Annotated in this window: 27 protein-coding genes; 11 read left to right on the plus strand and 16 right to left on the minus strand. The window is 65.9% G+C overall.

What is annotated here, in order from left to right; genetic code table 11:
- Positions 1 to 64 precede the first annotated feature (64 nt).
- The gene (gene grpE, locus J2Y55_RS24200) at positions 65 to 679 is read left to right on the plus strand and encodes a nucleotide exchange factor GrpE (protein WP_310158619.1); all 615 of its coding nucleotides are present in this window, start codon (positions 65 to 67) and stop codon (positions 677 to 679) included.
- 3 nt (positions 680 to 682) lie between these two features.
- Positions 683 to 1,303 (plus strand): trimeric intracellular cation channel family protein, encoded by a 621-nt coding sequence (locus tag J2Y55_RS24205; protein ID WP_310158621.1) that lies wholly within the window; start codon positions 683 to 685, stop codon positions 1,301 to 1,303.
- A 5-nt stretch (positions 1,304 to 1,308) separates the two neighbouring features.
- Here J2Y55_RS24205 and J2Y55_RS24210 read toward each other — a convergent pair whose 3' ends face one another.
- The 3 genes from J2Y55_RS24210 to J2Y55_RS24220 form a co-directional block, all read right to left on the minus strand.
- A complete protein-coding gene (locus J2Y55_RS24210) occupies positions 1,309 to 1,944 on the minus strand; it encodes an alpha-ketoglutarate-dependent dioxygenase AlkB family protein (RefSeq protein ID WP_404979023.1) in 636 nt (211 codons plus the stop codon).
- Between the two features lie 10 nt (positions 1,945 to 1,954).
- Positions 1,955 to 2,761: a 4-hydroxy-tetrahydrodipicolinate reductase gene (gene dapB / locus J2Y55_RS24215; protein WP_310158690.1), complete on the minus strand. Its 807-nt coding sequence runs from the start codon at positions 2,759 to 2,761 to the stop codon at positions 1,955 to 1,957.
- 156 nt (positions 2,762 to 2,917) lie between these two features.
- Positions 2,918 to 3,898, minus strand: coding sequence for a TIM44-like domain-containing protein (locus J2Y55_RS24220; RefSeq protein ID WP_310158622.1), 981 nt, complete (start codon positions 3,896 to 3,898; stop codon positions 2,918 to 2,920).
- A gap of 258 nt (positions 3,899 to 4,156) precedes the next feature.
- Between J2Y55_RS24220 and J2Y55_RS24225 the strand changes: the two genes are divergently transcribed.
- Positions 4,157 to 4,405: a hypothetical protein gene (locus J2Y55_RS24225; RefSeq protein ID WP_310158623.1), complete on the plus strand. Its 249-nt coding sequence runs from the start codon at positions 4,157 to 4,159 to the stop codon at positions 4,403 to 4,405.
- A gap of 437 nt (positions 4,406 to 4,842) precedes the next feature.
- On the opposite strand, the gene J2Y55_RS24230 is transcribed toward J2Y55_RS24225, so the two are convergent.
- Entirely contained in the window at positions 4,843 to 6,087 is a 1,245-nt protein-coding gene (locus tag J2Y55_RS24230) for an amidase (RefSeq protein ID WP_310158626.1), read from the minus strand.
- Position 6,088: 1 nt separating this feature from the next.
- A complete protein-coding gene (locus J2Y55_RS24235; RefSeq protein WP_310158628.1) occupies positions 6,089 to 6,316 on the minus strand; it encodes a DUF2798 domain-containing protein in 228 nt (75 codons plus the stop codon).
- A 287-nt stretch (positions 6,317 to 6,603) separates the two neighbouring features.
- Between J2Y55_RS24235 and J2Y55_RS24240 the strand changes: the two genes are divergently transcribed.
- Positions 6,604 to 7,731, plus strand: coding sequence for an extensin-like domain-containing protein (locus tag J2Y55_RS24240; protein ID WP_310158629.1), 1,128 nt, complete (start codon positions 6,604 to 6,606; stop codon positions 7,729 to 7,731).
- A gap of 122 nt (positions 7,732 to 7,853) precedes the next feature.
- Here J2Y55_RS24240 and mepA read toward each other — a convergent pair whose 3' ends face one another.
- Together mepA and J2Y55_RS24250 are read right to left on the minus strand one after the other, a co-directional pair.
- Entirely contained in the window at positions 7,854 to 8,801 is a 948-nt protein-coding gene (gene mepA / locus J2Y55_RS24245) for a penicillin-insensitive murein endopeptidase (RefSeq protein WP_310158630.1), read from the minus strand.
- 62 nt (positions 8,802 to 8,863) lie between these two features.
- Positions 8,864 to 9,607: a hypothetical protein gene (locus J2Y55_RS24250; protein ID WP_310158631.1), complete on the minus strand. Its 744-nt coding sequence runs from the start codon at positions 9,605 to 9,607 to the stop codon at positions 8,864 to 8,866.
- A gap of 170 nt (positions 9,608 to 9,777) precedes the next feature.
- Here J2Y55_RS24250 and J2Y55_RS24255 point away from each other — a divergent pair, with 170 nt between their 5' ends.
- Positions 9,778 to 10,761: a Bug family tripartite tricarboxylate transporter substrate binding protein gene (locus J2Y55_RS24255; protein ID WP_310158632.1), complete on the plus strand. Its 984-nt coding sequence runs from the start codon at positions 9,778 to 9,780 to the stop codon at positions 10,759 to 10,761.
- 95 nt (positions 10,762 to 10,856) lie between these two features.
- Positions 10,857 to 11,030 (plus strand): DUF3309 family protein, encoded by a 174-nt coding sequence (locus J2Y55_RS24260; RefSeq protein WP_310158633.1) that lies wholly within the window; start codon positions 10,857 to 10,859, stop codon positions 11,028 to 11,030.
- 45 nt (positions 11,031 to 11,075) lie between these two features.
- Here the strand turns inward: J2Y55_RS24260 and lhpI are convergent, their stop codons facing one another.
- The 6 genes from lhpI to rpsA form a co-directional block, all read right to left on the minus strand.
- Positions 11,076 to 12,029: a bifunctional Delta(1)-pyrroline-2-carboxylate/Delta(1)-piperideine-2-carboxylate reductase gene (gene lhpI / locus J2Y55_RS24265; RefSeq protein WP_310158635.1), complete on the minus strand. Its 954-nt coding sequence runs from the start codon at positions 12,027 to 12,029 to the stop codon at positions 11,076 to 11,078.
- Positions 12,029 to 12,367 (minus strand): LapA family protein, encoded by a 339-nt coding sequence (locus J2Y55_RS24270; RefSeq protein ID WP_310158636.1) that lies wholly within the window; start codon positions 12,365 to 12,367, stop codon positions 12,029 to 12,031. The genes lhpI and J2Y55_RS24270 overlap by 1 nt, the downstream gene beginning before the upstream one ends.
- Before the next feature lie 269 nt (positions 12,368 to 12,636).
- Complete coding sequence (gene ihfB, locus J2Y55_RS24275) at positions 12,637 to 12,921, minus strand: integration host factor subunit beta (RefSeq protein ID WP_092170498.1); 285 nt, start codon at positions 12,919 to 12,921, stop codon at positions 12,637 to 12,639.
- A gap of 28 nt (positions 12,922 to 12,949) precedes the next feature.
- Positions 12,950 to 13,918, minus strand: coding sequence for a signal peptide peptidase SppA (gene sppA, locus J2Y55_RS24280; protein WP_310158638.1), 969 nt, complete (start codon positions 13,916 to 13,918; stop codon positions 12,950 to 12,952).
- A gap of 74 nt (positions 13,919 to 13,992) precedes the next feature.
- Positions 13,993 to 15,282, minus strand: coding sequence for an Hsp70 family protein (locus tag J2Y55_RS24285; RefSeq protein WP_310158639.1), 1,290 nt, complete (start codon positions 15,280 to 15,282; stop codon positions 13,993 to 13,995).
- A 196-nt stretch (positions 15,283 to 15,478) separates the two neighbouring features.
- Positions 15,479 to 17,182: a 30S ribosomal protein S1 gene (gene rpsA, locus J2Y55_RS24290; protein WP_092170505.1), complete on the minus strand. Its 1,704-nt coding sequence runs from the start codon at positions 17,180 to 17,182 to the stop codon at positions 15,479 to 15,481.
- 367 nt (positions 17,183 to 17,549) lie between these two features.
- On the opposite strand from rpsA, the gene J2Y55_RS24295 reads away from it, so the two are divergent.
- Both J2Y55_RS24295 and J2Y55_RS24300 read left to right on the plus strand, forming a co-directional pair.
- Positions 17,550 to 18,215, plus strand: coding sequence for a sulfite oxidase-like oxidoreductase (locus J2Y55_RS24295; protein WP_310158641.1), 666 nt, complete (start codon positions 17,550 to 17,552; stop codon positions 18,213 to 18,215).
- A gap of 17 nt (positions 18,216 to 18,232) precedes the next feature.
- On the plus strand, positions 18,233 to 18,973 hold the full coding sequence (locus J2Y55_RS24300) for a haloacid dehalogenase type II (protein WP_310158643.1): 741 nt from the start codon (positions 18,233 to 18,235) through the stop codon (positions 18,971 to 18,973).
- On the opposite strand, the gene J2Y55_RS24305 is transcribed toward J2Y55_RS24300, so the two are convergent.
- A complete protein-coding gene (locus J2Y55_RS24305; RefSeq protein ID WP_310158644.1) occupies positions 18,970 to 19,497 on the minus strand; it encodes a DinB family protein in 528 nt (175 codons plus the stop codon). The two genes, J2Y55_RS24300 and J2Y55_RS24305, sit on opposite strands and share 4 nt — an antisense overlap.
- Positions 19,498 to 19,595: 98 nt before the next feature.
- Between J2Y55_RS24305 and J2Y55_RS24310 the strand changes: the two genes are divergently transcribed.
- On the plus strand, positions 19,596 to 20,186 hold the full coding sequence (locus tag J2Y55_RS24310) for a TetR/AcrR family transcriptional regulator (protein ID WP_310158645.1): 591 nt from the start codon (positions 19,596 to 19,598) through the stop codon (positions 20,184 to 20,186).
- Positions 20,187 to 20,361: 175 nt separating this feature from the next.
- On the opposite strand, the gene eutC is transcribed toward J2Y55_RS24310, so the two are convergent.
- Together eutC and J2Y55_RS24320 are read right to left on the minus strand one after the other, a co-directional pair.
- The gene (gene eutC / locus J2Y55_RS24315) at positions 20,362 to 21,156 is read right to left on the minus strand and encodes an ethanolamine ammonia-lyase subunit EutC (protein WP_310158646.1); all 795 of its coding nucleotides are present in this window, start codon (positions 21,154 to 21,156) and stop codon (positions 20,362 to 20,364) included.
- Positions 21,153 to 22,541, minus strand: a complete 1,389-nt coding sequence (locus J2Y55_RS24320) for an ethanolamine ammonia-lyase subunit EutB (RefSeq protein WP_310158647.1) — start codon at positions 22,539 to 22,541, stop codon at positions 21,153 to 21,155. Before J2Y55_RS24320 ends, eutC begins: the two co-directional genes overlap by 4 nt.
- Positions 22,542 to 22,687: 146 nt before the next feature.
- Between J2Y55_RS24320 and J2Y55_RS24325 the strand changes: the two genes are divergently transcribed.
- The gene (locus tag J2Y55_RS24325; RefSeq protein ID WP_310158648.1) at positions 22,688 to 24,319 is read left to right on the plus strand and encodes a GMC family oxidoreductase; all 1,632 of its coding nucleotides are present in this window, start codon (positions 22,688 to 22,690) and stop codon (positions 24,317 to 24,319) included.
- A 19-nt stretch (positions 24,320 to 24,338) separates the two neighbouring features.
- Positions 24,339 to 24,914: a hypothetical protein gene (locus tag J2Y55_RS24330; RefSeq protein WP_310158649.1), complete on the plus strand. Its 576-nt coding sequence runs from the start codon at positions 24,339 to 24,341 to the stop codon at positions 24,912 to 24,914.
- The last annotated feature ends 153 nt before the right edge of the window (positions 24,915 to 25,067 follow it).

Below are 25,067 nucleotides of genomic sequence, written 5' to 3' on the forward strand. Positions count from 1 at the left end.
CCCTTCGCGTGCGCCGGCCCCCGATCCGCCTGGAATTACGATCTATTTGGAATTGGATGACGCCATGACGCAGAAGCCTGCGAAAGAAGAGCCCGAGATCGACACCGCGACCAACGAGGAACTGGCCAATGAAGCCGCCTCCAACGCCGAGGCCGATTTCGCCCGACTGGCATCCGAGCGCGACGACTTCAAAGACAAGCTGCTGCGCACGCTGGCCGACATGGAAAATCTGCGCCGGCGCACCGAGCGTGAAATCTCCGATGCCAAGGCCTATGCGGTGACGAGCTTCGCCCGCGATATGCTGGCCTCGGCCGACAATCTGCGCCGGGCGCTGGAAAGCGTGCCCGAAGCCGCGCGCAGCGGAGCCGAAGCGGCGCTGGCGGCGCTGATCGAAGGCGTCGAGCTGACCGAGCGCGATCTGCTGAAGACGCTGGAGCGCCACGGCGTGCGCAAGATCGATCCGCAGGGCGAGAAGTTCGACCCCAACCTGCATCAGGCGATGTTCGAGGCGCCCGATGCCGAAACACCCAAGGGCATGGTCTCCAAGGTCGTGCAGTCGGGCTACAAGATCGGCGAGCGCGTGTTGCGGCCCGCCCTGGTCGGCGTCTCGGCCGGCGCCCCCAAGCCGCAGGAACCCTCGACCCCGGACACCTCCGGCAGCACTCCGTCCGGCCACTGAGACGTGCTCGAAGCCGCCGGCGTCGCCGTCTTTGCATTGACTGGCGCGCTGGTCGCGACCCGCAAGGGCATGGATCCGTTCGGCTTCATCCTGCTCGCGACGGTGACCGGCGTCGGCGGCGGCACGCTGCGCGATCTCCTGCTCGGGCGCCTCGTCTTCTGGGTGCGCGACCCCAGCGATGTCCTGGTCTGCTCGGGCGTCGCGCTTGGCGCCTGGGCCATCGCTTATCTGAAACCCGGCATGCTTGATGGCTGGGCCGGCAAGCGCCTGCTGATCTGGGCCGACTCGGCCGGGCTTGCGCTCTTCGCCGTTGCCGGCACGCTGAAGGCGCTCGATGTCGGAGTCTCGCCTTTGTCGGCGATCGCACTGGGAGCGATGACCGCCTCCTTCGGCGGCATCCTGCGCGACATCCTGGCCGGCGACCGACCCATGGTGCTGTGGAGCCGCGATTTCTACGTCACGGCCGCAGCCGCAGGGGCAGCGATGACCGCACTTCTGTCGAGCCTGGTGATCGAACCGATCATCGTCATGCTCGTCGGCATCGTGACCACCTTCGGCCTGCGGGCCGGGTCGATCCTGTTCGGCTGGTCATTCCCCAACCTGCCGGGCTCGGGATCGTCCTGACGACATCACTGCGGCTTGGTCACGCGCCGCAATGTCAGGTTGATCCGCCCGCCTTGCGGCAGCAGGCTCGACGAGCCCGCCAGGATGCGGTCGATGCCGTGATAGGCGAGCCTGGCCTCCCCGCCGAACAGCAAGGCATCGCCCGAGGCGAGCTTCAGCGACACCGTCTTGCCGCCCCGCTGCGTGCCGCCGATGCGGAACATGGCGGTGTCGCCGAGCGACAATGACAGCACCGGCGCCTCGAAATCCTGCTCGTCGCGGTCCTGGTGCAGGCCCATCTTGGCGCTCGCCTCATAGAAATTGACCAGGCAGGCCTCGGGCGGATGCAGATAATCCGCAAGCTCCCGCCAGGCCTGCGTCAGCAGCGCCGGCATCGGCGGCCAGGCCAGGCCCGTCTCGGGGTGGAGCGGCTGGTAGCGATAGCCGCGCTCGTCGGAGACCCAGCCGAGCGAGCCGCAATTGGTCATCCGTACCGAGAAGGGTTTTCCGGTCCTGGGCATGCGCGGGGAGAAGAAGGGCGCCTGCCGCGCCACCTCGCGCAGATCGGCGACGAGCACGGCCTGCGCCTTGGCTGGGAGATAGCCCGGCCAATGAACTACGCCGGGCGCGATCGCGAGGCGCGTCATGCCCAGTTGCGTCATTCCCGGACGCTCAGAGACTGTCGAGCCCGAGCACATCGGCCATGGAATAGAGCCCGGGCTTGCGGCCCCTGCCCCAGAGCGCGGCCTTGACCGCCCCTTGTGCGAAGAGACTGCGATCCTCCGCGACATGGGAGAGCTCCAGCCGCTCTCCGGTCCCCGCGAAGATCACCTTGTGGTCGCCGACAACGGTGCCGCCGCGCAGCGCCGCGAAACCGATCGTGCCGGGCTGGCGCGCGCCGGTGTGGCCGTCGCGCACGGCGACGCGGGTCTCGGTCAGATCGACCGCCCGGCCCTCTGCCGCCGCCTCGCCCAGCATCACGGCCGTGCCCGAGGGCGCATCGACCTTCATGCGGTGGTGCATCTCGACGATCTCGATGTCCCAATCCGTGCCGAGCGTGGCCGCGACCTTGCGCACGAGGCCGGCCAGCAGATTGACACCGAGGCTCATATTGCCGGAGCGGATGATGGCAGCATGGCGGGCGGCGGCCTCCAGTTGCGCCAGATGCTGCGGCTCCAGCCCGGTGGTGCCGACGATATGGGCGATGCGCGCCTGCGCGGCGAGAGCGGCGAAAGAGACCGTCGATTCAGGCGTCGTGAAATCGAGCACGCCCTCGGCCTCGACGAAGGCCGGCAGGGCCTCGTCGGTTACATCGACGCCGCAGGCCGGCAAGCCGGCGAGCACGCCGGCATCCTGCCCGACCACACCAGAACCCGGCCGCTCGACCGCAGCCGACAGGACGCAGCCCGGCGTCTCATGGATCGCTTTGATCAGCATCCGGCCCATGCGCCCGGCGGCGCCGACGACGACAAGACGCATGTCGCTCATGAGGAGAACTCCGGAAAGCAGGTTGGCCTATCCGCCCGCCTATAGGACGAATCGGACAGGCGCGACACCCAAAACCCGGGCCAGACGAAAAACGGCCGGGTTGCCCCGGCCGTCCTATCATTCAGCATTGCTGGATCAGGCTGCGGCTCAGGCCGCGGCCTGGATCCCCGAGAGCTTCCAGGCGCCGCCGCGCTCGCGCAGGAAGGTCCAGTGTTCGGTGACCTCCTGGGGAACGGTGGCGTTGCCATCGACGACCTTGCCGCTGGCGCGCTCATACAGCGCGTTGATCAGGCTGAAGCGCATCGCGACCGTGGCGTATTCGGCATCGCCCTCGCGCCAGGCTTCCGCGAGGTCGCCCTTCAGCAGCTTGACCTCGGAGACGCGGTCGACAAGGCCCTTTTTGGCGTTGCCCGAGAGATCCTCGTCGAAATAGCCGAACATCTCCGGCGTGACGCGCTGGCGCAGGCCAGGCTCGTCCTCATTGGAATAGGCCGCGTTGACCTCCGTCAGCAGGCGCTCGAAGGCGTTGAAATCCTCGCCCGTCAGCTGGACCGGCTGGGTCTGCGGCGCGGCGGAACCGCCGCCCATCATGCCCATGCGGGCAGCCTGGTTCTGGGCCTGCGGCTGGTAAGCCTCGCGCGGCAGCGGCGCGCCGGCGCCGGCCAGCTGCGGCTCGGACCGGCGACGGAAGAAGCGCAGCGCCAGCCAGATCAGGCCGCCGATCAACGCGATCTGCATCAGGAAGCCGAAGACGCCGGCAAGCGAGGCCAGGCCGCTGAAGAAGCCCGAGCCCGACAGCATGCCGAACAGGCCCGCACCGAGCAGGCCGGCGCCGAGGCCCATCATCAGGTTGCGCGCCATCGAAGGCCGGGCCGCCTGGGCGGCGGCAGCTCCGCCGGCAGCGCCCGCCATCGGAGCGGCAGGCGACGGCGTCGCGCTGCGCTGGAAGGGCTGCGCCCCGTTGGGAGCCGTATCCGTGCGCGAAGGCGCTGATTCGGTGCGCGAGCCGCGGCTGCCGAAGCTCTTGCCACCGCCGGGCCGCGCCTCAGCGACCACGGGAACGATCAGCAGCGCACCAGCGAGAAAAGCGATAGCCCGGCCACGCCGGGCGAGCGAAATCAAAGACATGGTTCCTCCCGGAGCCCGCCTCGGGCTCTCTTCCAGCCAATATGGTCGGCCATCATTGCGGTTACAAGACCGATCTCGCCAAGTATCTACGACTAAAGTCGTAGATCGCTCCGGCAAAAGATTTGAGAGCCATCGGGAGTCGTGCTAGTTTCCGCCTGCTTGACCGGCCCAGCCGGCAGCGAGAGGGATCGAGCCATGCGCAGGATCTCATCGAGACTGGTTCCGGCGCTGCCGTGTTGGTCGCCGCAGCCTTGGTTTATGGCTTTGGCTCTGTTGCTCTTGCTCGGCGCGCCGGCCCGGGCCGAAGACCGCGCCATCCCGTTCGATCCGCCGCGCCTGGCGCAGTCGCCCGAGCCGCTCTGCTACTGCTGGAGCGAGGGCCGCAAGATCGCCGAAGGCGCCATCGCCTGCATCAGGACGACGCAAGGACGGCGATTGGCGGCCTGTGGCCGGGTCATCAACATGATGTCCTGGGAGGTCACCGAGAACCCCTGCCCGGAAAGCTAGAGCATTTTCGAGCGAAGTGGACACCGGTTCGCGTGAAGAAAATGCGATAAAACAAGCAGCTAGAGTATCGGCCCGAAAAGTGGGAACCGGTTTTCGGGACAAGTCGATGCATAATCAAAGCCCCAAAACGAAAGCGCCGCCAGGAGTGTCCCCGGCGGCGCTCGTCAAAGGCTCTTGTGGTCCATTCGACTCGAGACTGACGTCTGTCAGAACGCTCCCAGCACGATTGCCATCATGAAAATGAAGGCCGCACCCATGACCAAACGGTCGAGACGTAGCGTGAGGCTCATCACATCCTCCTGTGTCATTGACCTGTCGCGAGGCTAGCAGAACTGGCGAAGGCTGCAAGGGGGCAGCAAGGTGACGAGACGAGGGCGCAGCCAAGAGTATGGCTAAAATTTGATTAAAGCATTGAATTGTTTTGGGGACAGTTTCGGTTAGCGGATTGGTTCAACACGCGTTTCCAGCGCCTTCGCCGCCGCGATGACACGATCATCGGCGCCAAATCCAGCTATGACCTGAATCCCGACCGGCAGACCGCGCGGGCCGCGCATCACCGGGATCGTCAGGCATGGCACGCCCAGCAGGGTCCAGAGCCGGTTGAAGCGGGCATCGCCCGTCGAGGCCAGCGTGTCGGGCGCCTCGCCGGGGGCGGCATAGCTCACCACGACATCGACCTGACCGAAGAAGGCGCGGGCCGCGTCGCGGCCACGCCGCGAGATCCGGCGCGCCTCGTCATATTGCGTCGGCGTGATGCTGCGGGCGCCGTCGAGATAGGCGCGCAGCTTCGGCGCGATCTGCTCGCGATGCTCGGCATATTCCCAGGCCAAAGCCTGCGTCGCCTCAAAGCCCTGCAGCGGCACATGGGCATGAAAGGCTTCCGACAAGGCCTGCGGGCTTTCGAGCTCGACGAGCTGCGCCCCGGCCTCGGTCGCAATCTCGCAGAAGCGTTGCAACGCCGCCTCAGCAGCCTGCTCGGGCGCGCCGGCGAAATCCTGCCGGGTCACGCCGATGCGCAGGCCCTTCAGCGCCGCCGCGGCGGCGTCAAGCTCCGGTCGGCCCGTAATCGTGGCGAGCGCCAGGCCGAGATCATCGGCGCTTGCCGCCATCAGACCCAGCGTATCGAGCGACCAGGAGAACGGCTTCACCCCGACAGTCGGCAGCAGCGCATAGGACGGCTTGATCCCGGCCACGCCGCAATAGGCGCTCGGCCGGATCACCGAGCCGCCGGTCTGCGTGCCGATGGCGAGCGGGACCATGCCGGCCGCCACCCCCGCGGCCGAACCCGCCGAGGACCCGCCGGGGCTCGCGTTGAGGTCATGGGGATTGCGGGTCGGCGCCGGATCGCTGGCGGCGAAGGCCGTGGTGTGGGTCTTGCCGGCGACGGTCGCACCAGTGGCCTTCAGCATCATCACGACGGCTGCGTCGGAGCGCGGCCGCCAGCCCTCATAGATCACCGAGCCCATCTGCGTCGGCAGACCGGCTGTGTCGATGATGTCCTTGACCCCGCAGGCGATGCCGGCAAAGGGACCCGCCCCCGCGACAAGCTCGGCCGGGCGGCTGGCGAAGGCCTGGATGGACGGCTCGGATTCGGCGATCCGCGCCGCGCTCAGCGCCAGTGCATCAGTTGCCGTGATCTCGCCCGCCGCAATCCGGCGCAGGATGTCGCGCAAGCTCTGCATGCTATTCTCCAATGACCTTGACGATGAGGGCTGTCCCTCGCCGTGCGAGCGGAATCGCAAGGAAGGCGGCGCCGGCCGCGCAGGGCCAGGCGATGACGAAGGCGTGCAGCCAATGCGCCACGAAATCCGACGGGAAGCCGAGATTGAGATAGGTCACCAGCGCCGTCATCAGGAAGGCCATGACGCCGGCCATGAGCACGGGAAAGATGAAACGGGCCTTGCCTGTCATGGCTGACGATCTCCGGACACTCCATGCTGTCTCGCATGCGGCGTGCCAGCCGCACCAGCCCGCTTTCGGACATGACCGACTGCGGTGATCTCACGGCTCATCGGCCTCGCCATAGCCTGCGCTCTCCCCTCGCCCAAGGGCCAATCGAGGCGTCGCATGACCTTGGGAGAGGCTTCGGCAGCGCCTTAAGCCCCTGTTAACCGCAGCGCCAAAGTTAATCCAGCTGTTGCGCGGCGGGCTCAGGCGGTTGAGAAACCGTTCACCAAACGGGTCGCATTTGATCGGTCATGCGACGCGTTCACCTCACCCTCATCGCTCTTGGCGTGATCGGCGCCGGCCTTGCCGGCTGCGGAAAATTCCAGAAGCCGCAGCGTGCGGCCTGGCGCGACCAGGCCGAAGCGGAGTGCCTGGCCTCGCGCCAGGTGCAGCTCTCCTCCTATGTCAGCCTGCGCAGCAAGCCGATCGACGGTCCCGGCACTTGCGGCATGGAAAAGCCGCTGAAGGTCGCCGCCTTCGCCAATGGCGGCATCGGGCTGACGAGTTCGGCCACGCTCGCCTGCCCCGTCGTCGCGACCACCGATAAATGGCTCGCCGAAGTCGTGCAGCCGGCCGCCCAGAACGTTCTCGGCGCGCAGGTCATCGAGATGCGCGCCGGCTCCTATTCCTGCCGCGCCATGAACAACGGCACCGGCACCAGCCGCACCTCCGAACACGCCTATGGCAATGCGCTGGACGTGTTCTCCTTCCGGCTCAATGACGGGCGCAACATCACGGTCAAGGACGGCTGGCGCGGCTCGCCGGAGGAGCAGAACTTCCTGCGCGAGGTGTTCGTCGGGGCCTGCGAGAACTTCTCGACCGTTCTCGGGCCAGGCTCGAACGTGTTCCACTACGACCATATCCATATCGACCTGGCCCGGCACGCCAAGGGTCGGCACATCTGCAATCCGGTCATCAAATACACCCCGAACTACAATCTGCCGCCGCCGGATCCGGCGCGACCGTTCCGCTCGGCCGAGCAGCCGCGCGAGCGGCGCGACGAGATCGGGGCGCTCATCGCCGGCGGTCCGATGCTGCGCCAGCCGGGCGACGGATTGCGGCCGCCGGGCTCGGTGCAGAGCGGCTATCCCGTGGCGACGAACCGCAGCGGCCAGGGCCTCGACGCGCAGCGGCGTTTCATCGAGGAGCCCGCGAGCGAGCCGCTCAACCAGTCGCGCTACCGGCCGCAGCCGCTGCCGAGCGAACAGCGCGGCCCGCTGACCTTGCCGGGTTCGGTGCCGCCGACGGAAGAGGTGATCGTCGGCGACGACGAGGGCACCGGCGTGCTCGACCAGGAAGGCATGGAGCAGGCCAAGCCCGTGATCACGCCGCAGAACGATCCGTTCGCCTATAGTTCGGGGCGGACACAGCGCCGGTAGCTGGAACTAGGCCTCGAATTAACCGCGCCACGTCATTGCGAGCGCAGCGAAGCAATCCAGGGGGACGTCGAGCGAGACCCTCTGGATTGCTTCGCTGCGCTCGCAATGACGGTAGAGATCGGTCAGCGCGACACCAGCACCTGCCGGCACTCGGCCGGCAGCGCATCGAGCGACATTGGCGGCTTGGGCTTCGGCGCCGGGCCGGTGCGCGGCTTCTTCGGCGCGAAGAAGGCGGTGCGCTGGCGCTCGATCCAGCCGGAAAGCTCCTCGCCGCAGCCATCGCCGAAATTGGGCGGCTCCTGGCCCTGGCACCCCTCCATTCCCGCCGGGCAGACCATCCGGACATGGAAATGGTAGTTGTGGCCCCACATCGGCCTGACCTTGTTAAGCCAGGCGCGGTCGCTCCCGGCCTCGCGGCACAGCGCCACTTTCAGTGCCGGGTTGACGAAGATGCGCTCGACGCGCGGCTCATTGGCGACGGTCTTGATCAGCTTGGTCTGCGCCGGCGTCCAGTTCTTCGGATCGATGTCGCGCCAGTCGGCGCGAGCCATGTTGACGGCCGGCATGTTCTCGCGCTCGTTGCGGTCGAGCCGCTCCCTGGGCATCGGCGTCAGCCAGAGATCGGCATCGAGGCCGATCTGGTGCGAGGCATGGCCGGTCAGCATCGGCCCACCGCGCGGCTGCGAGATGTCGCCGACCAGGATTCCCGGCCAGCCATTGATCCGGGGCACGTCGTGGGCAAGTTTTTCGAGATAGTCGATCAGGACCGGATGGCCCCAGTTGCGGTTGCGGTTGAGCCGCATCACCTGCCAGCTCGGCCCATCGACCGGTAAGGCCATCGCGCCCGCCAGGCAGCCGCGCGCATAGGAGCCGATGGCACGCGCGCGCATATCCGCCGGCGCGGTCTTCTGGCCGAAGAGCGCGCGCGCCGCATCGGGAAAGGCTGCGATATTGGCGGCGCGGCGCCGTGCCTCCTCATCGGCCGTATCCTGCGCATGGGCGAGCGCAGGGACGACAATGCCCGCGAGCAGGACGATGATGGCGGCGATTGGGTGATTCACGATGCGCATGGCGGCAGAATCGCCGCTCTGGCGAGTCGGTGCAAGCCCGGCGATAGCCGCACTGTGCGATGTCATCGGGCACAGCTTGCCGGCGAGGCCAGTCTGTTGGGACCGATGAAAGGAGACCCGCGCAGGAACAACAGCTCTTCTTCGAGCAGCGTTGCCTCCGGATAGGAGATATAACCGTGGAGCATCAGGGCTCTCGACCGGCATTGCCCGGTTTGACATGCAGGCGAGCGATCAGGATGGCGTAGCCCCAGTGTATGCAGCAATTCGTGTCCCATGCCCCCGATCCACCGGCAGCGGCCGGCGATCTCCGCGCCGTTGGACTGCGCGCATGCTGGCACGATCGCTTCGCCGACGAGGCCGCGCAAGTCGTTAGCGGAGACGATGGCCAGACCGTTGCCGCCCGCCCCCGACTGGCCGCAGGCGTGATCGGCATCGACATAGACGACGTAACGCGCCGTGGGGTCACCCGCCTTGGCCACGCCCAATCGCGACAGCTCCTCGGACGCATTGCGATAGAAGGCATGATAGTTCGCATGCCGTTCAGCCGACTGGAACCAGGCGGCGGGCCTGTCCGACCGGACAGTCAGTACCAACGGGTCGGCGAGCTCGAACGTCAACCCATCGGTCTTGCTGGAAAGCCAGGCCTGGAAATGCCGGGCGGCCCAACCGATTGCCTCGCGGTATGCCGGCTTCTCCTGACGATCGGCGGGCACCAGGTAGATGAAGCGGACCTCGCCGGCCCAGCCTTTCGTGGCACCGCCAGTGCAGATCGCGAGGACAAGGATCAGGAGACGAAGGAGAGGCATTGTCCAACGTCGGCCGCCACACGTTACGATTGCGTTGCCGTGCCGTCTCGTGACTCGGGCCTCAGCCCGGATGCTGGACAACACGAAGCGAAAACGTCAGCTTCCGCCTTGGCGACATCCGGGCCTCGACGCTCGCTATGATGGACGCGATCCGGAGGAAAGACGACGTCATGACGAAGCCGATGATCGACCGTCGCACCATGCTTGCTGCGCTCAGCGCGGGCTTCGCTTTGCCGCAAGCCGCTTTCGCTCAGGCCCCCTGGCCGCAGGGCCGCACGATCAAGCTCATCGTACCGTTCCCGCCCGGCGGGGCGACCGATATTCTGGGCCGGCTCGTCGCCGACAAGCTCGGCCATGCCTGGAGCACGAATCTCGTCGTCGAGAACCGGCCGGGCGCGGGCGGCAATATCGGCGTCGATGCGGCGACGCGGTCCGAGCCCAACGGCGACACGCTGCTGATCGGCTCGGTCGGGCTCGTCGCGAACCCCTATCTCTACGCCAAGGTCAATTACGACCCGATCAAGGACCTCAGCCCCATCACCATGGTCGCGATGGTGCCGAACCTGCTCGTGGTCAGCAAGGAGCTGCCGGTCAAGGACACCGCCGAGCTCGTCGCCTACGCCAAAGCCAATCCCGGCAAGCTGAGCTATGCCTCCTCGGGCGTCGGCACCTCGATCCACCTCGCCGGCGAATTGTTCCAGAAGCTGACCGGCACCAAGATGGTGCATGTGCCCTATCGCGGCTCGTCCCAGGCGATCCAGGATCTGATCGGCGGGCGCGTCGATTTGATGTTCGACAACATCACCTCGGCCCTGCCGCAGGCGCGGGCCGGCTCGATCCGCGGCTTCGGCGTCACCACCGCGACACGCTCTCCGACCGCCCAGGAATTCGCGCCGATTGCCGAGGTCGTGCCCGGCTTCGATGTCTCGTCCTGGTTTGCGCTGTTTGCTCCGGCGAAGACGCCCAAGGCGATCATCGACAGGGTCCAGTCCGACACCAAGGCCGCGATCGCGGATGCGGGCGTCCGCGCCAAGATGGATCTGCTGGCGGCCGAACCCGTCGGCAACACCCCGGCGGAGCTCGCGGCCTTCGTGCAGTCCGAGCAGAAGAAATGGGGTGACCTGATCAAGGAGGTCGGGATCAAGGCGGAATAGGCGCGCCGTTCACGGAACTTGCGGGGCGAGGCTGACGTTCTCCTGCCATATCCCGCCGGTGCAAGCCGGCGGTCCTCCTGGAGAAGGAACGCCCCATGTCCACCCTCGTCATCATCCTGGTGCTCGTGCTGCTGCTCGGCGGCGGCGGCTATTACGGCCATCGCAGCTATGGCACGACCGGCCTCGGCGGCGTGCTTGGCCTCGTGCTGGTCATCGCCGTGATCTTGTGGCTGCTCGGCGCGATCGGCGGCGTGCCCGTACGGGTCTGACGGGCGCCGCTCCGCTGACAAATCAGGCTTTGGACACTGGTAGGATCAGGCTGGCGCAGAGGCTTCCCAGACGGCCACTGCGGCAGCCAGATCCTCCAAGGAGACGCCGACCGATTTGAACAGCGTGATCTCGCCGCCCTCCGCCGCGCCTGCGATGCGGCCATGGCAGAGATCGGCCAGCGTGCCGGCGATACTGTCGGCGCTGTAGCTGCCCTCGGCGATCGCGACGGCGACATCGCCGCCCTCATCGATCGCCTTCTTCGAATCGACGATGACGCGGGCGCGGTTCAGCGCCTCGGCGTCGGCCTCGCGCATCTGCATGGTGAAGGCGCCGATCAGGTCGAGATGCGCGTCGCGCTTCAGCCATTTGCCCTGGATCAGCGGCTCGCTTGCATTGGTGGCGCAGGAGATGATGTCGGCCGTGCGCGCCTCGGCCTCGAGATCGGTGACCGCGCGGGCCTCGATGCCGTCACGCGCAAGCTCTTCCACCACCGCGACGGCAGCTTCAGGCCGGCGCGCCCAGATGGCGATATCGGTCAGCGGCCTGACCGCGCGATGCGCCTTGACCAGGAAGGGCGCGAGGCTGCCGGCCCCGACCATCAGCATGCGGCTGGCGGCAGGGCTGGCCATGTAGCGCGCTGCCAGGGCCGAAGCCGCCGCCGTGCGCCACAGCGTCAGGCGGTTGCCGTCCATCACCGCCAGGGGCTGGCCGGTGTTTCCATCCATCAGCAGATAGGCGCCCATGACGCCGGGCAGGTTGCGCTTGCCGTTGCCAAAGAAGACCGTGACGATCTTGGTGCCGATATACGCCTTCTCGGCGCTGGGTGCGCTCCAGGCCGGCATGATCAGCAGCACGGCCGGGTCGCCATCGGGGCGCTTGACGTCGTGATGGCTGCGCGGCGGCAGGGCCGCATCGCTGCGGAAGGCGTCATCGAGCGTGTCGATCAGGCCGGGAAAGGTCAGGGCGGCGTCGATCTCGCCATTGTCGAAAAGCCGCATCAGCCCCTGCCGCTGGTCAGCGCCGGCAAGGCGGAATCGGGCACGGCGGCGCGCAGCATCTGCGCCTCGCCGCGCAACGTCTCGGCCTCGCGTCGGTTGCGACGAGCCGCCTTGCGGTGCTTGCCCTGGGCAATCCAGGAGGCGAGGCCGCCGATCAGGATGCCGACCGCAATCGCCGCCAGAACGACTGCAAAGAGCGGCACGTCGAAGGCGAATACCGGCGCGTCGCGACTGAACGGGTCGAAGGACAGCGGAACCGACTTCCGATTGGCGACGGAAAACAGCACGATCGCCAGCGCAACCGGAACCAGGATCAGGGCCTTGAAGAAGGATTTCATCGGAGTTCCTTTCAGCGGCTAGAGCCGGATTTCAGATCGGATCACCAAGTGATCCGATCTGAAATCTGAATCCGTCTCTTATCAAGGAGTTAGAGCAGGATCGATGCGAAAAACCGGTTCCCACTTTTTCGCATCCTGCTCTAACGCAAGCCCTCATCCTGACCAGCTATTTCGGCGGAATAGCGTCTCCAAGGATGTTTCAGCCCGCTTTGGACTATCCGTCGAGACGCCGCTTCGCGGCTCCTCGGACGAGGGCTGAGAGAGAGGCTTTACGCCTTGCCGTTCAGCCGCAGCCGAAGCTCCTTTCCGGTCTTGAAGACCGGAACGAACTTTTCCTCGACCTCGACGGCGTCACCCGTCCGGGGATTGCGGCCGACGCGCGCGGAGCGAGCCTTGCGGGAGAAGGCTCCGAAGCCGCGCAGCTCGACCCGGTCGCCGCGCGCCAGCGCCTTGACGACCTCGTCGAGGATCGCCGTGACGATGTTTTCAATATCGCGCTGGTAGAGGTGCGTGTTGCGCTCGGCGATGCGCTGGACGAGTTCGGATTTAATCATGTGTCCAATATAACCGCTTGTATCAACATCATTTTTCGACTGCAGGCTGCCAGAGCGCCAAGGGCGCGTCAAGCCGCAAACCGATCGGTTGCTCGGCCGCACGCGCGATAAGGCTCGCCACGGTTTCGAACCCGGCGGCGCGTGCAAACGCCTCGCTGGCACTCCATAGCCCATAGGCGGATGATTCGCTGCGGCGACGCCAATCGCGGACCGCAAGATCCTTCGCCACGCCCTTCTCGCGTTCGAGCCAGGCGATGGCTTCCGGCTCGCCGCCGATCTCATCGATCAGCTTCAAAACCGCGCCCTGCCGACCGGAATGCACCCGGCCGTCGGACACGGCCGCAACCTCGGGGTCGCTGAGATGCCGGCGCTCGCGCACCAGCCGCTTGAACCAGTCGTAATTGTCGTCGACGACGCTCTGGAGCGCGGCGCGCGCCTCCGGCGAGGTCGGCTCGAAGCCGTTTGGCGCGGCCTTCAGCGGGCTCGACTTGATCTCCTCGAGCTTGACGCCGACCGTGTCGAGCAGCCGCCCGACATTGGGGAACTGGAAGAGCACGCCGATCGAGCCGACGAGCGAGGTCTGGCGCGCCACGATGCGATCGGAGCCGAGCGCGGCGATATAGCCGCCCGAGGCCGCCAGGCCATCAACCACCGAGACCATCGGCTTCTTCGCCGCCAGGCGGCGCAGCGCGTCGAACAAGGCCTCGGAGCCCGAGGTCGTACCGCCCGGGCTGTCGATCTTGAGCAGCACGGCTGAGGCCTTGCTGTCCTCCAGCGACTTGATCAGTTCGAGCGTGCGCCTGTCGCCTGAGATGAAACCGGAGATGGTGACACGGGCGATATGGGCTTGGCTGAGCGAGCCGGGTGCGCTCCCGGTCCAGGCAAGGCCTGCAACGACGGCGGCGGCAAGCACGCCGAGGACGGCAAACAGCCGCCAGAGCGTCAGCTTTCGCCTGAGGCTGCGGCGGTCGGCGAGCAGATCGGCATCGGACGACATGAGGTCAGCGCTCCGGGTTTGCGGCTCCGTGATGTAGCCTCGCCATGCCGGGCGGGCAAGACGAAGAGGTAGACTTAGGCCGCGACCGTGGCGCGCGCCCGGTCCAGCGCCAGCAAGGCAAGCCCGCTCGCCACCGAACGGAAAGCATCGCCGATATGGACACGGCTCGCCCCGAAGCGGCGGTCGAACAGCGCCCGCACCGCCGGGACGTGAGAGGTGCCGCCGGTCATGAACACGGCCTCGATCGCACCAGTGGAGACATTCGCCTCGCTCAAGGCCTTGTCGAGCGCCGTCTCGATCGCGCCGACATCGTCCGCGATCCAGCCGTCAAAATCGCTGCGGCGGATCGGAGCCTCGATCGTCACATCCATCTGGCGGAAGCTCAGCGTAGTCTCGCCGGCACCCGAAAGCGCGATCTTGGCGGCCGACACCGCGCGGTAGAGCTCATAGCCGAGATCATATTCGATCACGGTCAACAGATCCTCGAGCTTGCCGGGCTCGACCGCGTCGCGGATCAAGGCCTTGAGCTCGGCCATGGTCTCGCGGCTTTTCATCAGCGAGAGCCGGTGCCATTGCGCGAAAGCGGCGTGGTAATGTGCCGGGATCGGCAGGAGCTTCTCGAAGGAGCGATATTGCGTGCCCTTGCCGAGACGCGGCGAGATCGCGTGCTCGATGATGCGGTAGTCGAAGGTGTCGCCGGCGACACCGACGCCGGCATGGGAGAGCGGGATCGCGTCGAGCCGGCCCGCTCCGCCGGGCTCGAAGCGCATCACCGAGAAGTCGCTGGTGCCGCCGCCGAAATCCGCGACCAGCATGGTCTGCGGCGTCTTCAGGTCGCGGGCATACCAATAGGCTGCGCCGAGCGGCTCATAGGCGAAATCGACGGCAGGCATCCCGGCTTTACCGTAGGAGGCGCGCAGCCGCCCGAGCGCGAGCTCCTCATCGGGCCGCTCGCCGGCGAAGACGACGGGCCTGCCTGAGACCAGCGGCGTTTCCGCGACGTCGTCGAGGCCGGCCACGAGATCGGTCAGGAACACGCCGATCAGGTCCTCGAGCCTGAACAGCTTGCCGAACAGCCGCGTCTCCTGGAAGGCGCGGCTGGAGAGATGCGTCTTCAGCGATTGCAGAAAGCGATGCTCAGTCGTCATGCCGAGCGCCATGTCGAGCGCATCGGGCCCGCTGACATGGGCGACATGGGTCTTGGGCGGCCGGCCTTCGCGCCAGAACATCAGGGCCGAACGATAGGCGTCGACCGCGCCCTGCCGGGTCGCGAAGGACCGCGTCGTCACCGAGCCGTCGGCGCGCGCCAGGGCAACCACACTGTTGGTGGTGCCGAAATCGATGCCGATCGCCGCGGTGGTCATGTCCCGGGTTCCTGATGTTGGTCGTCATGGTCGGGCTTGACCCGGCCATCTCGCAAACCAGGCGTCCTGGTCAAAGAGATTCCCGGGTCTTCGGCGCGCTTCGCCCTGGAATGACAGGTCGAACCGAAACAAAAGCCCGCGCGGATTGCTCCGCGCGGGCTGGTCTGATGGGCCGGCCGCTTTCGCGGCCGAAACCTCACTTCTTCTCGGTCGTCGCCTTCTTGAGGGCGGCGCCCAGGATGTCGCCGAGCGAGGCGCCGGAGTCGGCGGAGCCGTACTGCGCCATCGCCTCCTTCTCCTCGGCCATTTCCAGAGCCTTGATCGAGACCTGGATCTTGCGGGCCTTCTTGTCGAACAGGATGACGCGGGCGTCGACCTTTTCGCCGGCCGCGAAGCGCTCTGGGCGCTGCTCGGCACGATCACGCGCGATTTCGGCGCGCTTGATGAAGGTGGTCATGTCGGTGCCGACGATCTTCACGTCGAGACCGGCTTCCTTGACCTCGATCACCTCAGTGGTGACGACCTGGCCCTTCTTGAACTCGCCGGCATCCACGAAGGGATCGCCGCCGAGCTGCTTCAGGCCGAGCGAAATACGCTCCTTCTCGACGTCCACATCGAGAACGACAGCCTGCAGCATGTCGCCCTTCTTGTATTCCTCGATGACCTGCTCGCCCGGACGGTTCCAGTCGAGATCCGAGAGATGGATCATGCCGTCGATATCGCCTTCGAGACCCAGGAACAGGCCGAACTCGGTCTTGTTCTTGACCTCGCCCTCGACCACCGCACCGCTCGGATGGGTCTCCGCGAAGACCTCCCAAGGGTTGCGCAGGGTCTGCTTGAGACCCAGCGAGATGCGGCGCTTGACCTGATCGACCTCGAGGATCGCGACGTCGACTTCCTGCGAGGTCGAGACGATCTTGCCGGGGTGGACGTTCTTCTTGGTCCAGGACATCTCGGAGACGTGGATGAGGCCTTCGATGCCCGGCTCCACTTCGACGAACGCGCCGTAGTCCGTGATGTTGGTGACGCGACCCTTGAGGCGCGCACCGACAGGGTAACGGGCCGCAATGCCATCCCACGGATCGGCAAGCAGCTGCTTGATGCCGAGCGAGATGCGGTGCGTGTCCTGGTTGATCTTGATGATCTTGACCTTGACCGTCTGGCCGATGGTCACAACCTCGGACGGGTGGTTGACGCGACGCCAGGCCATGTCGGTGACATGGAGCAGGCCGTCGATGCCGCCCAGGTCAACGAACGCACCGTATTCGGTGATGTTCTTGACGACGCCGTCGATGACCTGGCCCTCTTCGAGCGAAGCCACGAGCTCGGAACGAGCCTCGGCGCGGGTCTCTTCGAGGACGGTGCGGCGCGACACGACGATGTTGCCGCGGCGGCGATCCATCTTGAGGATCTCGAAGGGCTGCGGCTGGCCCATCAGCGGGCCGACGTCGCGGATCGGGCGAATGTCGACCTGCGAACGCGGCAGGAAGGCGACAGCGCCGTCGAGATCGACGGTGTAACCGCCCTTGACGGTGTTGAAGATGACGCCCGAGACCTTCTCGCGAGCCTCGAAAGCCTTCTCGAGCTTGACCCAGCTCTCCTCGCGGCGAGCCTTGTCGCGCGAGATGACGGCTTCGCCGAGCGCGTTTTCGATCCGGTCCAGATAGACCTCGACCTCGTCGCCGACCTTGATGTCCTGGTCACGGCCGGGGCCGTTGAATTCCTTGAGCGCGACGCGCCCTTCCGTCTTCAGGCCGACATCGATGATCGCCATGTCTTTTTCGATGGCGACGACGATGCCCTTGATGACGGAACCTTCGAGGGCTTCGTTCTGACCGAAGGATTCCTCGAGCAGGGCGGCGAAATCCTCGCGGCCCGAATAGCTTTCTACGGCTGACATGTATTCTCCTGACGCCAGCTCGCGGATTCCGCAAAGCCGGCAAGCGCCGATTGGGTTTGTGCCACAGGCCGGACCTGTCCGTCGGCGCCTCCTGAGAGGCCTGCCCGCTCTTCCCGCGCTCTGAGGCGCCGGGACGAGAGCGGGCGGCGCTTGGCCGCCGGCATCGATCCGCATCCGAACGATCCGCCCCAAACACGAAACGGGAGCAGGCCTAAAAGGCCGCCCCCGGCTGTGATCGATCACGGCCCTTCGGACAGGCGCGATGTAGTGCAAAGCAGACGGCAGGGCAAGGGTGCTTGTCTGTTTCGCGCAACGACGGCCAGGATGGAAACCCTTATAGTAGAGGCGCGCCTGACAGGAGACCGTCATGACCAGCGATCCCGACACACCCGATGACAGCAAGCTGACGCGCACCAAGCAGGCCTGGGCGCGGGCCGGGAAATTCCTGACCGGGCGCATCAGCCGGCCCGACAGCGAGCGGCTGCCGCCCGGCCAGCATCTGGTCAAGGATTGGCCGGTGCTCGATCTCGGCCTCCAGCCCGAGATTTCGACCGCGAACTGGACGCTCGACATCGACGGCGCGGTCGAGCATCGCCTGCATTGGCGCTGGGCGGATTTCATGATGCAGGAGCAGGCGCACGAAGTTTCCGACATCCATTGCGTCACGACCTGGTCGCGCTACGACAATCGCTGGCAGGGCGTGGCGACGCGGAGCTTGCTTGACCTCGCCCAACCGAAGCCCGAGGCCGGCTTCGTCGTGCTGCACTCCCATGATGGCTACACCACCAATCTGACGCTCGCGGATTTCGCAGGCGAGGATGCGCTGCTGGCCCATAGCTGGGAGGGCAAGCCCCTGACGGGCGAGCATGGCGGGCCGGTCAGGCTCGTGCTGCCGAAGCTCTATTTCTGGAAGAGCGCGAAATGGCTGAAGCGGATCGAATTCGTCGACCGCAACCGGCCAGGCTTCTGGGAGGTGCGCGGCTATCACGATCGCGGCGATCCCTGGCAGGAACAGCGCTACAGCGACGATTGAAAAGCGAAAAAAGCCCCATGCCCATCAAGGCCTTCGTCTTCGACGCCTATGGCACGCTCTACGACGTTCAGTCCGTCGCCGGCGCGACCGAGGCCGCCTTTCCCGGCCATGGCGAGACCATCACCCAGATCTGGCGGATGAAGCAGCTCGAATACACCTGGCTGCGCTCCGCCATGGGAGCCTACGCCGATTTCTGGACGGTGACGCGTGACGCGCTCGCTTACACGCTCGATGTCCTGGGCCTGAGCGCGAGCGAGGCGGCGATCACCGCCCTGGCCGAGGCCTACAACCATCTCGCACCCTATCCCGACAGTCTCGCCGCGCTCGATGCGCTGGCGGGCAAGCGGCTCGCCATCCTCTCCAACGGCAGCCCGGCCATGCTCGATGCGCTGGTACGCAATAGCGGTCTGGCAAATCGTTTCGAGGCCGTGCTCAGCGTCGACGCCGCGCAGGTCTACAAGCCCGATCCGCGCAGCTACCGGCTGGTCGAGGCGCGGATGGGCGTGAAGCCCGATGAGGTCGTCTTCGTCTCGTCGAATGGTTTCGATGTCGCGGGTGCGAAGCATTTCGGCTTCAAGGTCGCGCGGATCGCACGGGTTTCAGCAGCGGCGCTGCATGCCGAGATCGCGAGCACAGACCCGATCCCGCCGAAAACCTTGTTCAAGGCGCTGCGCATGCAGGAGGAGCGGCTGGGCGAGAGGCCCGATTGGGTGATCGGATCGCTGGGCGAGTTGCCGGGAGTGATCGCTGGATTCTAGCTGACAGGTACCGCCTGCGGCCCGGCCTGAAAACGACGCGATGGCTCCGCCTGATGCAGATAGACGGCGAGCGTGTCCCATGGAGGTGAGATCGCCAGTTGTGAAAGGATTCGGCAGACCTCACCACGATGGATTGCCGAATGCAAAGCGACATGCATGAGCATTTCCTGTCGCGTCATGCAGCCTTTGTCTCCATCGGTGAACGTAAAGGCGACTGGCTCGGAGAGTTTATCCGAGGCGAGCCGTCGCACATAATCCTGATACCATCGATCGACTGCGGCGACAGATTCACGAAGTTCATTTAACTCCGGAGTCTCGACGGTATTGTCCGACGTGTAACCATGCGCTCGACCGTCCAGATGCGCCGCAAATATCCTCGCTACGACATGATAGTGGTTGGTCAACCGAATGGCCGTGCGAAGCTCCGTGGCCTGCGCCTTTGGATCGATCGCCGCCAATTTATCCAGCAGATCGCTGTTTGCCCACGCTTGATAGCCATACAAAACTTGAAACAGTTCACTCATGACCGCGCTTTCCTCCATCGAAAAAATGTGAGTAAGTTCTCTACATTCTGAGTGGAGGAGCCAGATTGTCTACTCGCATTGCCAAAAAGCAGCCCGCTATGCGCAAGGAGCCGCGTCAAGCTCGCTCACGGGCAACGGTTGAGGCCGTGATCGAAGCGGGGGCTCACATTCTGAGCGAGCAGGGATGGGTGGGCTTCACCACCAACAAGGTTGCCGAGGCCGCCGGGGTCAGCATCGGATCGCTGTATCAGTATTTTCCCGACAAGGTTTCGTTGGTTGGAGCGATCCGACGAAAGCATCTCGATGACAGCCTGGCTGCGGTGAGGAATGCGCTCACGGCAGGACTGCCCCTTGCCGGATTCGTCGAGATACTCGTCTCCAACATCATCGAAGCCCACAGAATCCACCCCGGATTGCACAGAGTTCTTCTCGATGAAGCGCCGGGCCTGGAGTCGTACAGGAATCAAAATATCCAGATAGAGGCCCAGTACATTTCATACTTCACAGAAGCCGTCGCGATGCACCGGCAGAAAAAGACCGAGACTTCTGATGAAACGATCGGAATTACCATTTCGGACGCAATCGACGGCGTGATTCACAACGCCGCGCGCCGCGGGAACCTGCATGAGCCCCGCATACGCCATGAGCTGGTCAGAATGATCCGCCTGTATCTTGGGGATGCATCCTGAACACCGGCCACAACGGATGGCGCTGATTGACAGGAAAAGGGTTCCTCTCAATCAGCTTGAAGAAGTCGCAACGCTGGAGCAATTTCCGATCCGATTGGATCGTTCAATTGCTCCAGATCTTTGTTTTAACGCGTTTTCTTCACGTGAACCGGCGTCCCCTTCGCTCGAAAACGCGCTAAGCGCCCGCGATGGCACCGACGGCCTTCCCGCCCTCCAGCGCGCTGCCGCTCTCGTCCTTGAGGTCGACGCCGGTCAGCAAGCGATGGAAAGCCTGGTCGATCAGCCAGGCGAGCTTGAAGGCGGCGGCTTCGAAATCGAGCCCGCCGGGGCGGATGTTGGAGATGCAGTTGCGCGCGGCGTCGGTCAGGCCGGGACGGGGCGCGAAGGTGAGATAGGCGCCAAGCGAATCCGGCGAGGACAGGCCTGGCCGCTCGCCGATCAGCACCAGCGCCATGCGCGCACCGAGCGCATGAGCCGCCTCGTCGCCGAGCGCGACACGGGCCTGCGAGGCGATCACGACCGGCGCGAGCGTCAATCCCTGCCGCTTCAGATGCGGCAGCAACGCCGTGATGAAGGGGGCGGCATTCTGGTGGATCGCGGTCGAGGACAGGCCGTCGGCGACGATGATGACGAGATCGCAGGTGCCGCGCCGCGCCGCCAGCACGCCCCGGCTCTCCTCGGAGAGGCCACGACCGAGATCGGGCCGGCGCAGATAATCGCCGCGCGAGCGGGCCGCGCTCTCGACCATCACCGTATCCAGCGACAAGGCTGCAAGGTCCGCGGCCAGCCCCTCCGGGCGGAAGGGCTCGTGCACCGCATCGCGCGCCTGCGCATGAGCGAGGCCGAAGCGCAGCACCTCGCGCGTCGGCAGCGACGCGCCCGAGCGGCCAAGCGCGATGCGGGCCGGCGTCAATTGCGCGAGTTCGGCCCAGCGCTGAGCCGTGGAGGCAGGCTTGTCCGGCGTTTTCATGCCGCGCGATCCTGCATGGCGGCAAGCAATGCCTGCCCGCCCTGCCCCGCGCTCAATTTTCCCGAGGGATCGGTGATCTCCATCCGCCTGAGCCAGGCCTCGAATTCCGGGGCGCGCTTCAGGCCGAGCACTTCGCGGATATAGAGCTGGTCGTGGAAGGAGGTCGACTGGTAGTTCAGCATCACGTCGTCGGCGCCGGGAATGCCCATGATGAAATTGACGCCGGCCGTTCCGAGCAGCGTCAGCAGCGTGTCCATGTCGTCCTGATCGGCCTCGGCGTGGTTGGTGTAGCAGATGTCGCAGCCCATCGGCACGCCCATCAGCTTGCCGCAGAAATGGTCCTCGAGGCCGGCGCGGATGATCTGCTTGCCGTCATAGAGATATTCCGGGCCGATGAAGCCGACGACCGTGTTGACCAGGAGCGGCTCATAGGCGCGGCAGACGGCATAGGCGCGGGCCTCGACCGTCTGCTGGTCAACGCCATGATGGGCATTGGCCGAGAGCGCCGCGCCCTGGCCCGTCTCGAAATACATGACGTTGTCGCCGACCGTGCCGCGCTTCAGCGAGCGGCCGGCCTCCAGCCCCTCCTGCAGCAAGGCGAGCGTGACGCCGAAGGAGGCATTGGCTGCCTGCGTCCCTGCCACCGACTGGAAGACAAGATCGACCGGCACGCCCTGTTCGATCAGCGCCACCGAGCTCGTGACATGGGTCAGCACGCAGGCTTGGGTGGGAATCTCGAAACGGGTGATCAGCGCGTCGAGCAGGCGCAGCAGATCACCGATCGCACTCATGCTGTCCGAGGCAGGGTTGATGCCGATGACGGCATCGCCGCAGCCATAGCTCAGCCCGTCCATGGTCGAGGCGAGGATGCCGGCGACATCGTCGGTCGGATGATTGGGCTGGAGCCGGACCGCCATGGCGCCGGGCAGGCCCAGCGTGTTGCGGAAGCGGGTCACGACCCGGCACTTCCTGGCGACCAGGATCAAATCCTGGTTGCGCATCAGCTTGGAGACGGCGGCCGCCATCTCCGGCGTGATGCCGGGCGCAAGCTGGGCCAGGACCGGCGTCGTCGCCGCATCCGAGCAGAGCCAGTCGCGGAAGCCACCGACCGTCAGCGAGGAGACAAGCTTGAACGCCGCCGCATCATGGCTGTCGACGATCAAGCGCGTGACCTCGTCCTCCTCATAGGGAATCAGCGCCTCGTCGAGGAAGGTCCGCAGCGGCAGATCGGCCAGCGCCATGCGCGCCGCCATCATCTCTTCCATGCTGCCGGCGGCGAGGCCTGCGAGCTGATCGCCCGAGCGCAGGGGCGTCGCCTTCGCCAGCAACGTCTTCAAATCGGCGAAAACGTAACTCTGCCGCCCGACCGCCGCGCGATACGCCATGAAATCAATCCTCATCCCTCGCAACATGCTAATGCGGATATTGGCACGAGCAAACGCAGATGCAGCATTGCTGCCACCCGTTGCCGCGATTAACGCTCCTTGTCCGGAGAGCGGGACGTTACCCGCCGCAGGATTTGGGAAACGTCATGTCGGCTCGCAGGACCATCGGCACCTTCGACTATGTCGTGATCGGGGCGGGCTCGGCCGGCTGCGTCGTCGCCAACCGGCTCTCAGCCGATCCAAGCAAGAAGGTCCTGGTGCTGGAGGCCGGCGGCAAGGACGACTGGATCTGGTTCCACATCCCGGTCGGTTATCTCTACGCCATCGGCAATCCGCGCGCCGACTGGCTGTTCAAGACCGAGCCCCAGGCGGGCTTGGGCGGGCGCGAGCTGCCCTTCCCGCGCGGCAAGGTCGTCGGCGGCTGCTCGGCGATCAATGCGATGATCTATATGCGCGGCCAGGCGGCCGATTACGATGGCTGGCGCCAGCGCGGGCTTTCCGGCTGGGGCTGGGACGACGTCCTGCCCTATTTCCTCAAACATGAAGACCATGTCGCGCCGGGAACGGGCGAGCACCACAAGGCCGGCGGCGAATGGCGGGTCGAGAATCCGCGCGTGCGCTGGGACATCCTCGACGCGGTGCGCGATGCAGCCGAGGCGGCGGGCATCGCCAAGATCGCCGACTTCAACACCGGCGACAATGAAGGCTCCGCCTATTTCCAGGTCAACCAGCGGCGCGGCCGGCGCTGGAGCGCCTTTACCGCCTTCCTCAAGCCGGTGCTCGATGTCCGCGACAATCTCCGCATGGAGACGCGCGTCCTGGTCGAGCGCATCGTGATCGAGGACGGCCGGGCCAGCGCAGTCGAATTCACCCATGGCGAGGAGAAGCTCAGGGTCGAGGTCCGCGGCGAGATCGTGCTCAGCGCCGGCTCGTTCGGCTCGCCGGCGCTGCTGGAGCGTTCCGGCATCGGCGACGGCGCCCGCCTGCAGGCACTCGGCATCGACACGGCCGCAAACCTGCCGGGCGTCGGCGAGAACCTGCAGGACCATCTCCAGATCCGTCCGGTCTACAAGGTCGACGGCGTGCGCACACTCAACACCGACTATGCGAAACTCTGGCGCCGGCCGCTGATGGCGCTGGAATATGCGGCCTTGCGCACCGGCCCCTTGACCATGGCGCCCTCGCAGGTCGGCGCCTTCGCCAAATCCTCTCCCGACTACGCGACCGCCAATCTCGAATTCCATTTCCAGCCGCTCTCGCTCGATAAATGGGGCGACGGCTTGCATCCGTTCGGGGCCTTTACCGCCAGCGTCTGCAACTTGCGGCCATCGAGCCGGGGCAGTGTTCATCTCAAAAGCCCGACGGCGGAGGACGCGCCGGCGATCTCGCCGAATTATCTCGATACCGACGAGGACAAGCGCGTCGCCGTCGATGCGCTGAAGCTCGCGCGCAAGATCGTGGCGCAAGCGCCGCTGGCGCGCTTCCAACCGCAGGAGCACAGCCCCGGCACAGCCGCGACCTCGGACGAAGCGCTGCTGGAAGCGGCGAAAGGGCTCAGCACCACGATCTTCCACCCTGTCGGGACAGCGAAGATGGGCGTCGACGACGATCCGACAGCCGTGCTCGACGAGCGCCTGCGGGTGCGGGGCGTGCGTGGCCTGCGCGTGATCGACGCCTCGGTGATGCCGGCGATCACCTCCGGCAATACGGCAGCGCCGACGATGATGATCGCCGAGAAGGGCGCGCAGATGCTGCTGGAAGATGCAAAAGCCGCCTGACACCATGATATGAAGGCTCATGCCTGATATGAAGGCTCTTGCCGGCTCGGTCCGGCACGCTGGAGCCGCCATGCCATCACCGCCCGAACGCAGCTCGCCCGCCAAGATCTTGCCCGCCAGGATCCTCCTCGCCATCACCAGGGGCGTGCTGACGATCCTCGTGCTGCTCGACGAGATCGCGCGGCCGCTCTATCGGCCGCTGGCGGACTGGCTCGCCTCACTGGGAATCGTCGCGCGGGCGGAAGCCGCGATCGCCCGGTTGCCGCGATTGGCCATTCTCGCTTTGCTCGCGATCCCCTTCGCAGTCGCGGAGCCCTTGAAGATCGTCGGCCTGATCATGATCGGGCGCGGACAGGTCGTGGCGGGCATCGTGATCCTCGCTGTGGCCTATCTCGCCAGCTTCCTGATCGTCGAGCGGATCTACCAGGCCGGGCGGGACAAGCTTCTGAGCTATCGCTGGCTGGCCTGGCTGATGGCGGCGATCGAGACCGTCCGCGTCAAGGCGCTGACCTGGGTCAAGGCGAGCGCGGCCTATCAATCCGCCATCCGGATCCGCGACGAGGCCAGGCGCTGGTTGCGGGGCTTGCGCGCCTGAGGGGCAGTTTGGAAACTCCGCGAGCCCTCATCCTGAGGAGCCATTCCCCTGGGAATGGTGTCTCGAAGGATGCTCCAGGAGGCTCCGGTGCGAACTGGAGCATCCTTCGAGACGCCGCTGCGCGGCTCCTCAGGATGAGGGCTGCGGGTTCCA

This window comes from Allobosea sp. BE125 (assembly GCF_031456075.1).
Classification (GTDB): domain Bacteria; phylum Pseudomonadota; class Alphaproteobacteria; order Rhizobiales; family Beijerinckiaceae; genus Allobosea.

Coding starts and splice junctions, on each gene's coding strand:
- grpE (WP_310158619.1), top strand. CDS start 65: ATGACGCAGAAGCCTGCGAAAGAAGAGCCCGAGATCGACACCGCGACC.
- J2Y55_RS24210 (WP_404979023.1), bottom strand. CDS start 1,944: ATGACGCAACTGGGCATGACGCGCCTCGCGATCGCGCCCGGCGTAGTT.
- dapB (WP_310158690.1), bottom strand. CDS start 2,761: ATGCGTCTTGTCGTCGTCGGCGCCGCCGGGCGCATGGGCCGGATGCTG.
- J2Y55_RS24220 (WP_310158622.1), bottom strand. CDS start 3,898: ATGTCTTTGATTTCGCTCGCCCGGCGTGGCCGGGCTATCGCTTTTCTC.
- J2Y55_RS24225 (WP_310158623.1), top strand. CDS start 4,157: ATGGCTTTGGCTCTGTTGCTCTTGCTCGGCGCGCCGGCCCGGGCCGAA.
- J2Y55_RS24230 (WP_310158626.1), bottom strand. CDS start 6,087: ATGCAGAGCTTGCGCGACATCCTGCGCCGGATTGCGGCGGGCGAGATC.
- J2Y55_RS24235 (WP_310158628.1), bottom strand. CDS start 6,316: ATGACAGGCAAGGCCCGTTTCATCTTTCCCGTGCTCATGGCCGGCGTC.
- J2Y55_RS24240 (WP_310158629.1), top strand. CDS start 6,604: ATGCGACGCGTTCACCTCACCCTCATCGCTCTTGGCGTGATCGGCGCC.
- mepA (WP_310158630.1), bottom strand. CDS start 8,801: ATGCGCATCGTGAATCACCCAATCGCCGCCATCATCGTCCTGCTCGCG.
- J2Y55_RS24250 (WP_310158631.1), bottom strand. CDS start 9,607: ATGCCTCTCCTTCGTCTCCTGATCCTTGTCCTCGCGATCTGCACTGGC.
- J2Y55_RS24255 (WP_310158632.1), top strand. CDS start 9,778: ATGACGAAGCCGATGATCGACCGTCGCACCATGCTTGCTGCGCTCAGC.
- J2Y55_RS24260 (WP_310158633.1), top strand. CDS start 10,857: ATGTCCACCCTCGTCATCATCCTGGTGCTCGTGCTGCTGCTCGGCGGC.
- lhpI (WP_310158635.1), bottom strand. CDS start 12,029: ATGCGGCTTTTCGACAATGGCGAGATCGACGCCGCCCTGACCTTTCCC.
- J2Y55_RS24270 (WP_310158636.1), bottom strand. CDS start 12,367: ATGAAATCCTTCTTCAAGGCCCTGATCCTGGTTCCGGTTGCGCTGGCG.
- ihfB (WP_092170498.1), bottom strand. CDS start 12,921: ATGATTAAATCCGAACTCGTCCAGCGCATCGCCGAGCGCAACACGCAC.
- sppA (WP_310158638.1), bottom strand. CDS start 13,918: ATGTCGTCCGATGCCGATCTGCTCGCCGACCGCCGCAGCCTCAGGCGA.
- J2Y55_RS24285 (WP_310158639.1), bottom strand. CDS start 15,282: ATGACCACCGCGGCGATCGGCATCGATTTCGGCACCACCAACAGTGTG.
- rpsA (WP_092170505.1), bottom strand. CDS start 17,182: ATGTCAGCCGTAGAAAGCTATTCGGGCCGCGAGGATTTCGCCGCCCTG.
- J2Y55_RS24295 (WP_310158641.1), top strand. CDS start 17,550: ATGACCAGCGATCCCGACACACCCGATGACAGCAAGCTGACGCGCACC.
- J2Y55_RS24300 (WP_310158643.1), top strand. CDS start 18,233: ATGCCCATCAAGGCCTTCGTCTTCGACGCCTATGGCACGCTCTACGAC.
- J2Y55_RS24305 (WP_310158644.1), bottom strand. CDS start 19,497: ATGAGTGAACTGTTTCAAGTTTTGTATGGCTATCAAGCGTGGGCAAAC.
- J2Y55_RS24310 (WP_310158645.1), top strand. CDS start 19,596: ATGCGCAAGGAGCCGCGTCAAGCTCGCTCACGGGCAACGGTTGAGGCC.
- eutC (WP_310158646.1), bottom strand. CDS start 21,156: ATGAAAACGCCGGACAAGCCTGCCTCCACGGCTCAGCGCTGGGCCGAA.
- J2Y55_RS24320 (WP_310158647.1), bottom strand. CDS start 22,541: ATGGCGTATCGCGCGGCGGTCGGGCGGCAGAGTTACGTTTTCGCCGAT.
- J2Y55_RS24325 (WP_310158648.1), top strand. CDS start 22,688: ATGTCGGCTCGCAGGACCATCGGCACCTTCGACTATGTCGTGATCGGG.
- J2Y55_RS24330 (WP_310158649.1), top strand. CDS start 24,339: ATGCCTGATATGAAGGCTCTTGCCGGCTCGGTCCGGCACGCTGGAGCC.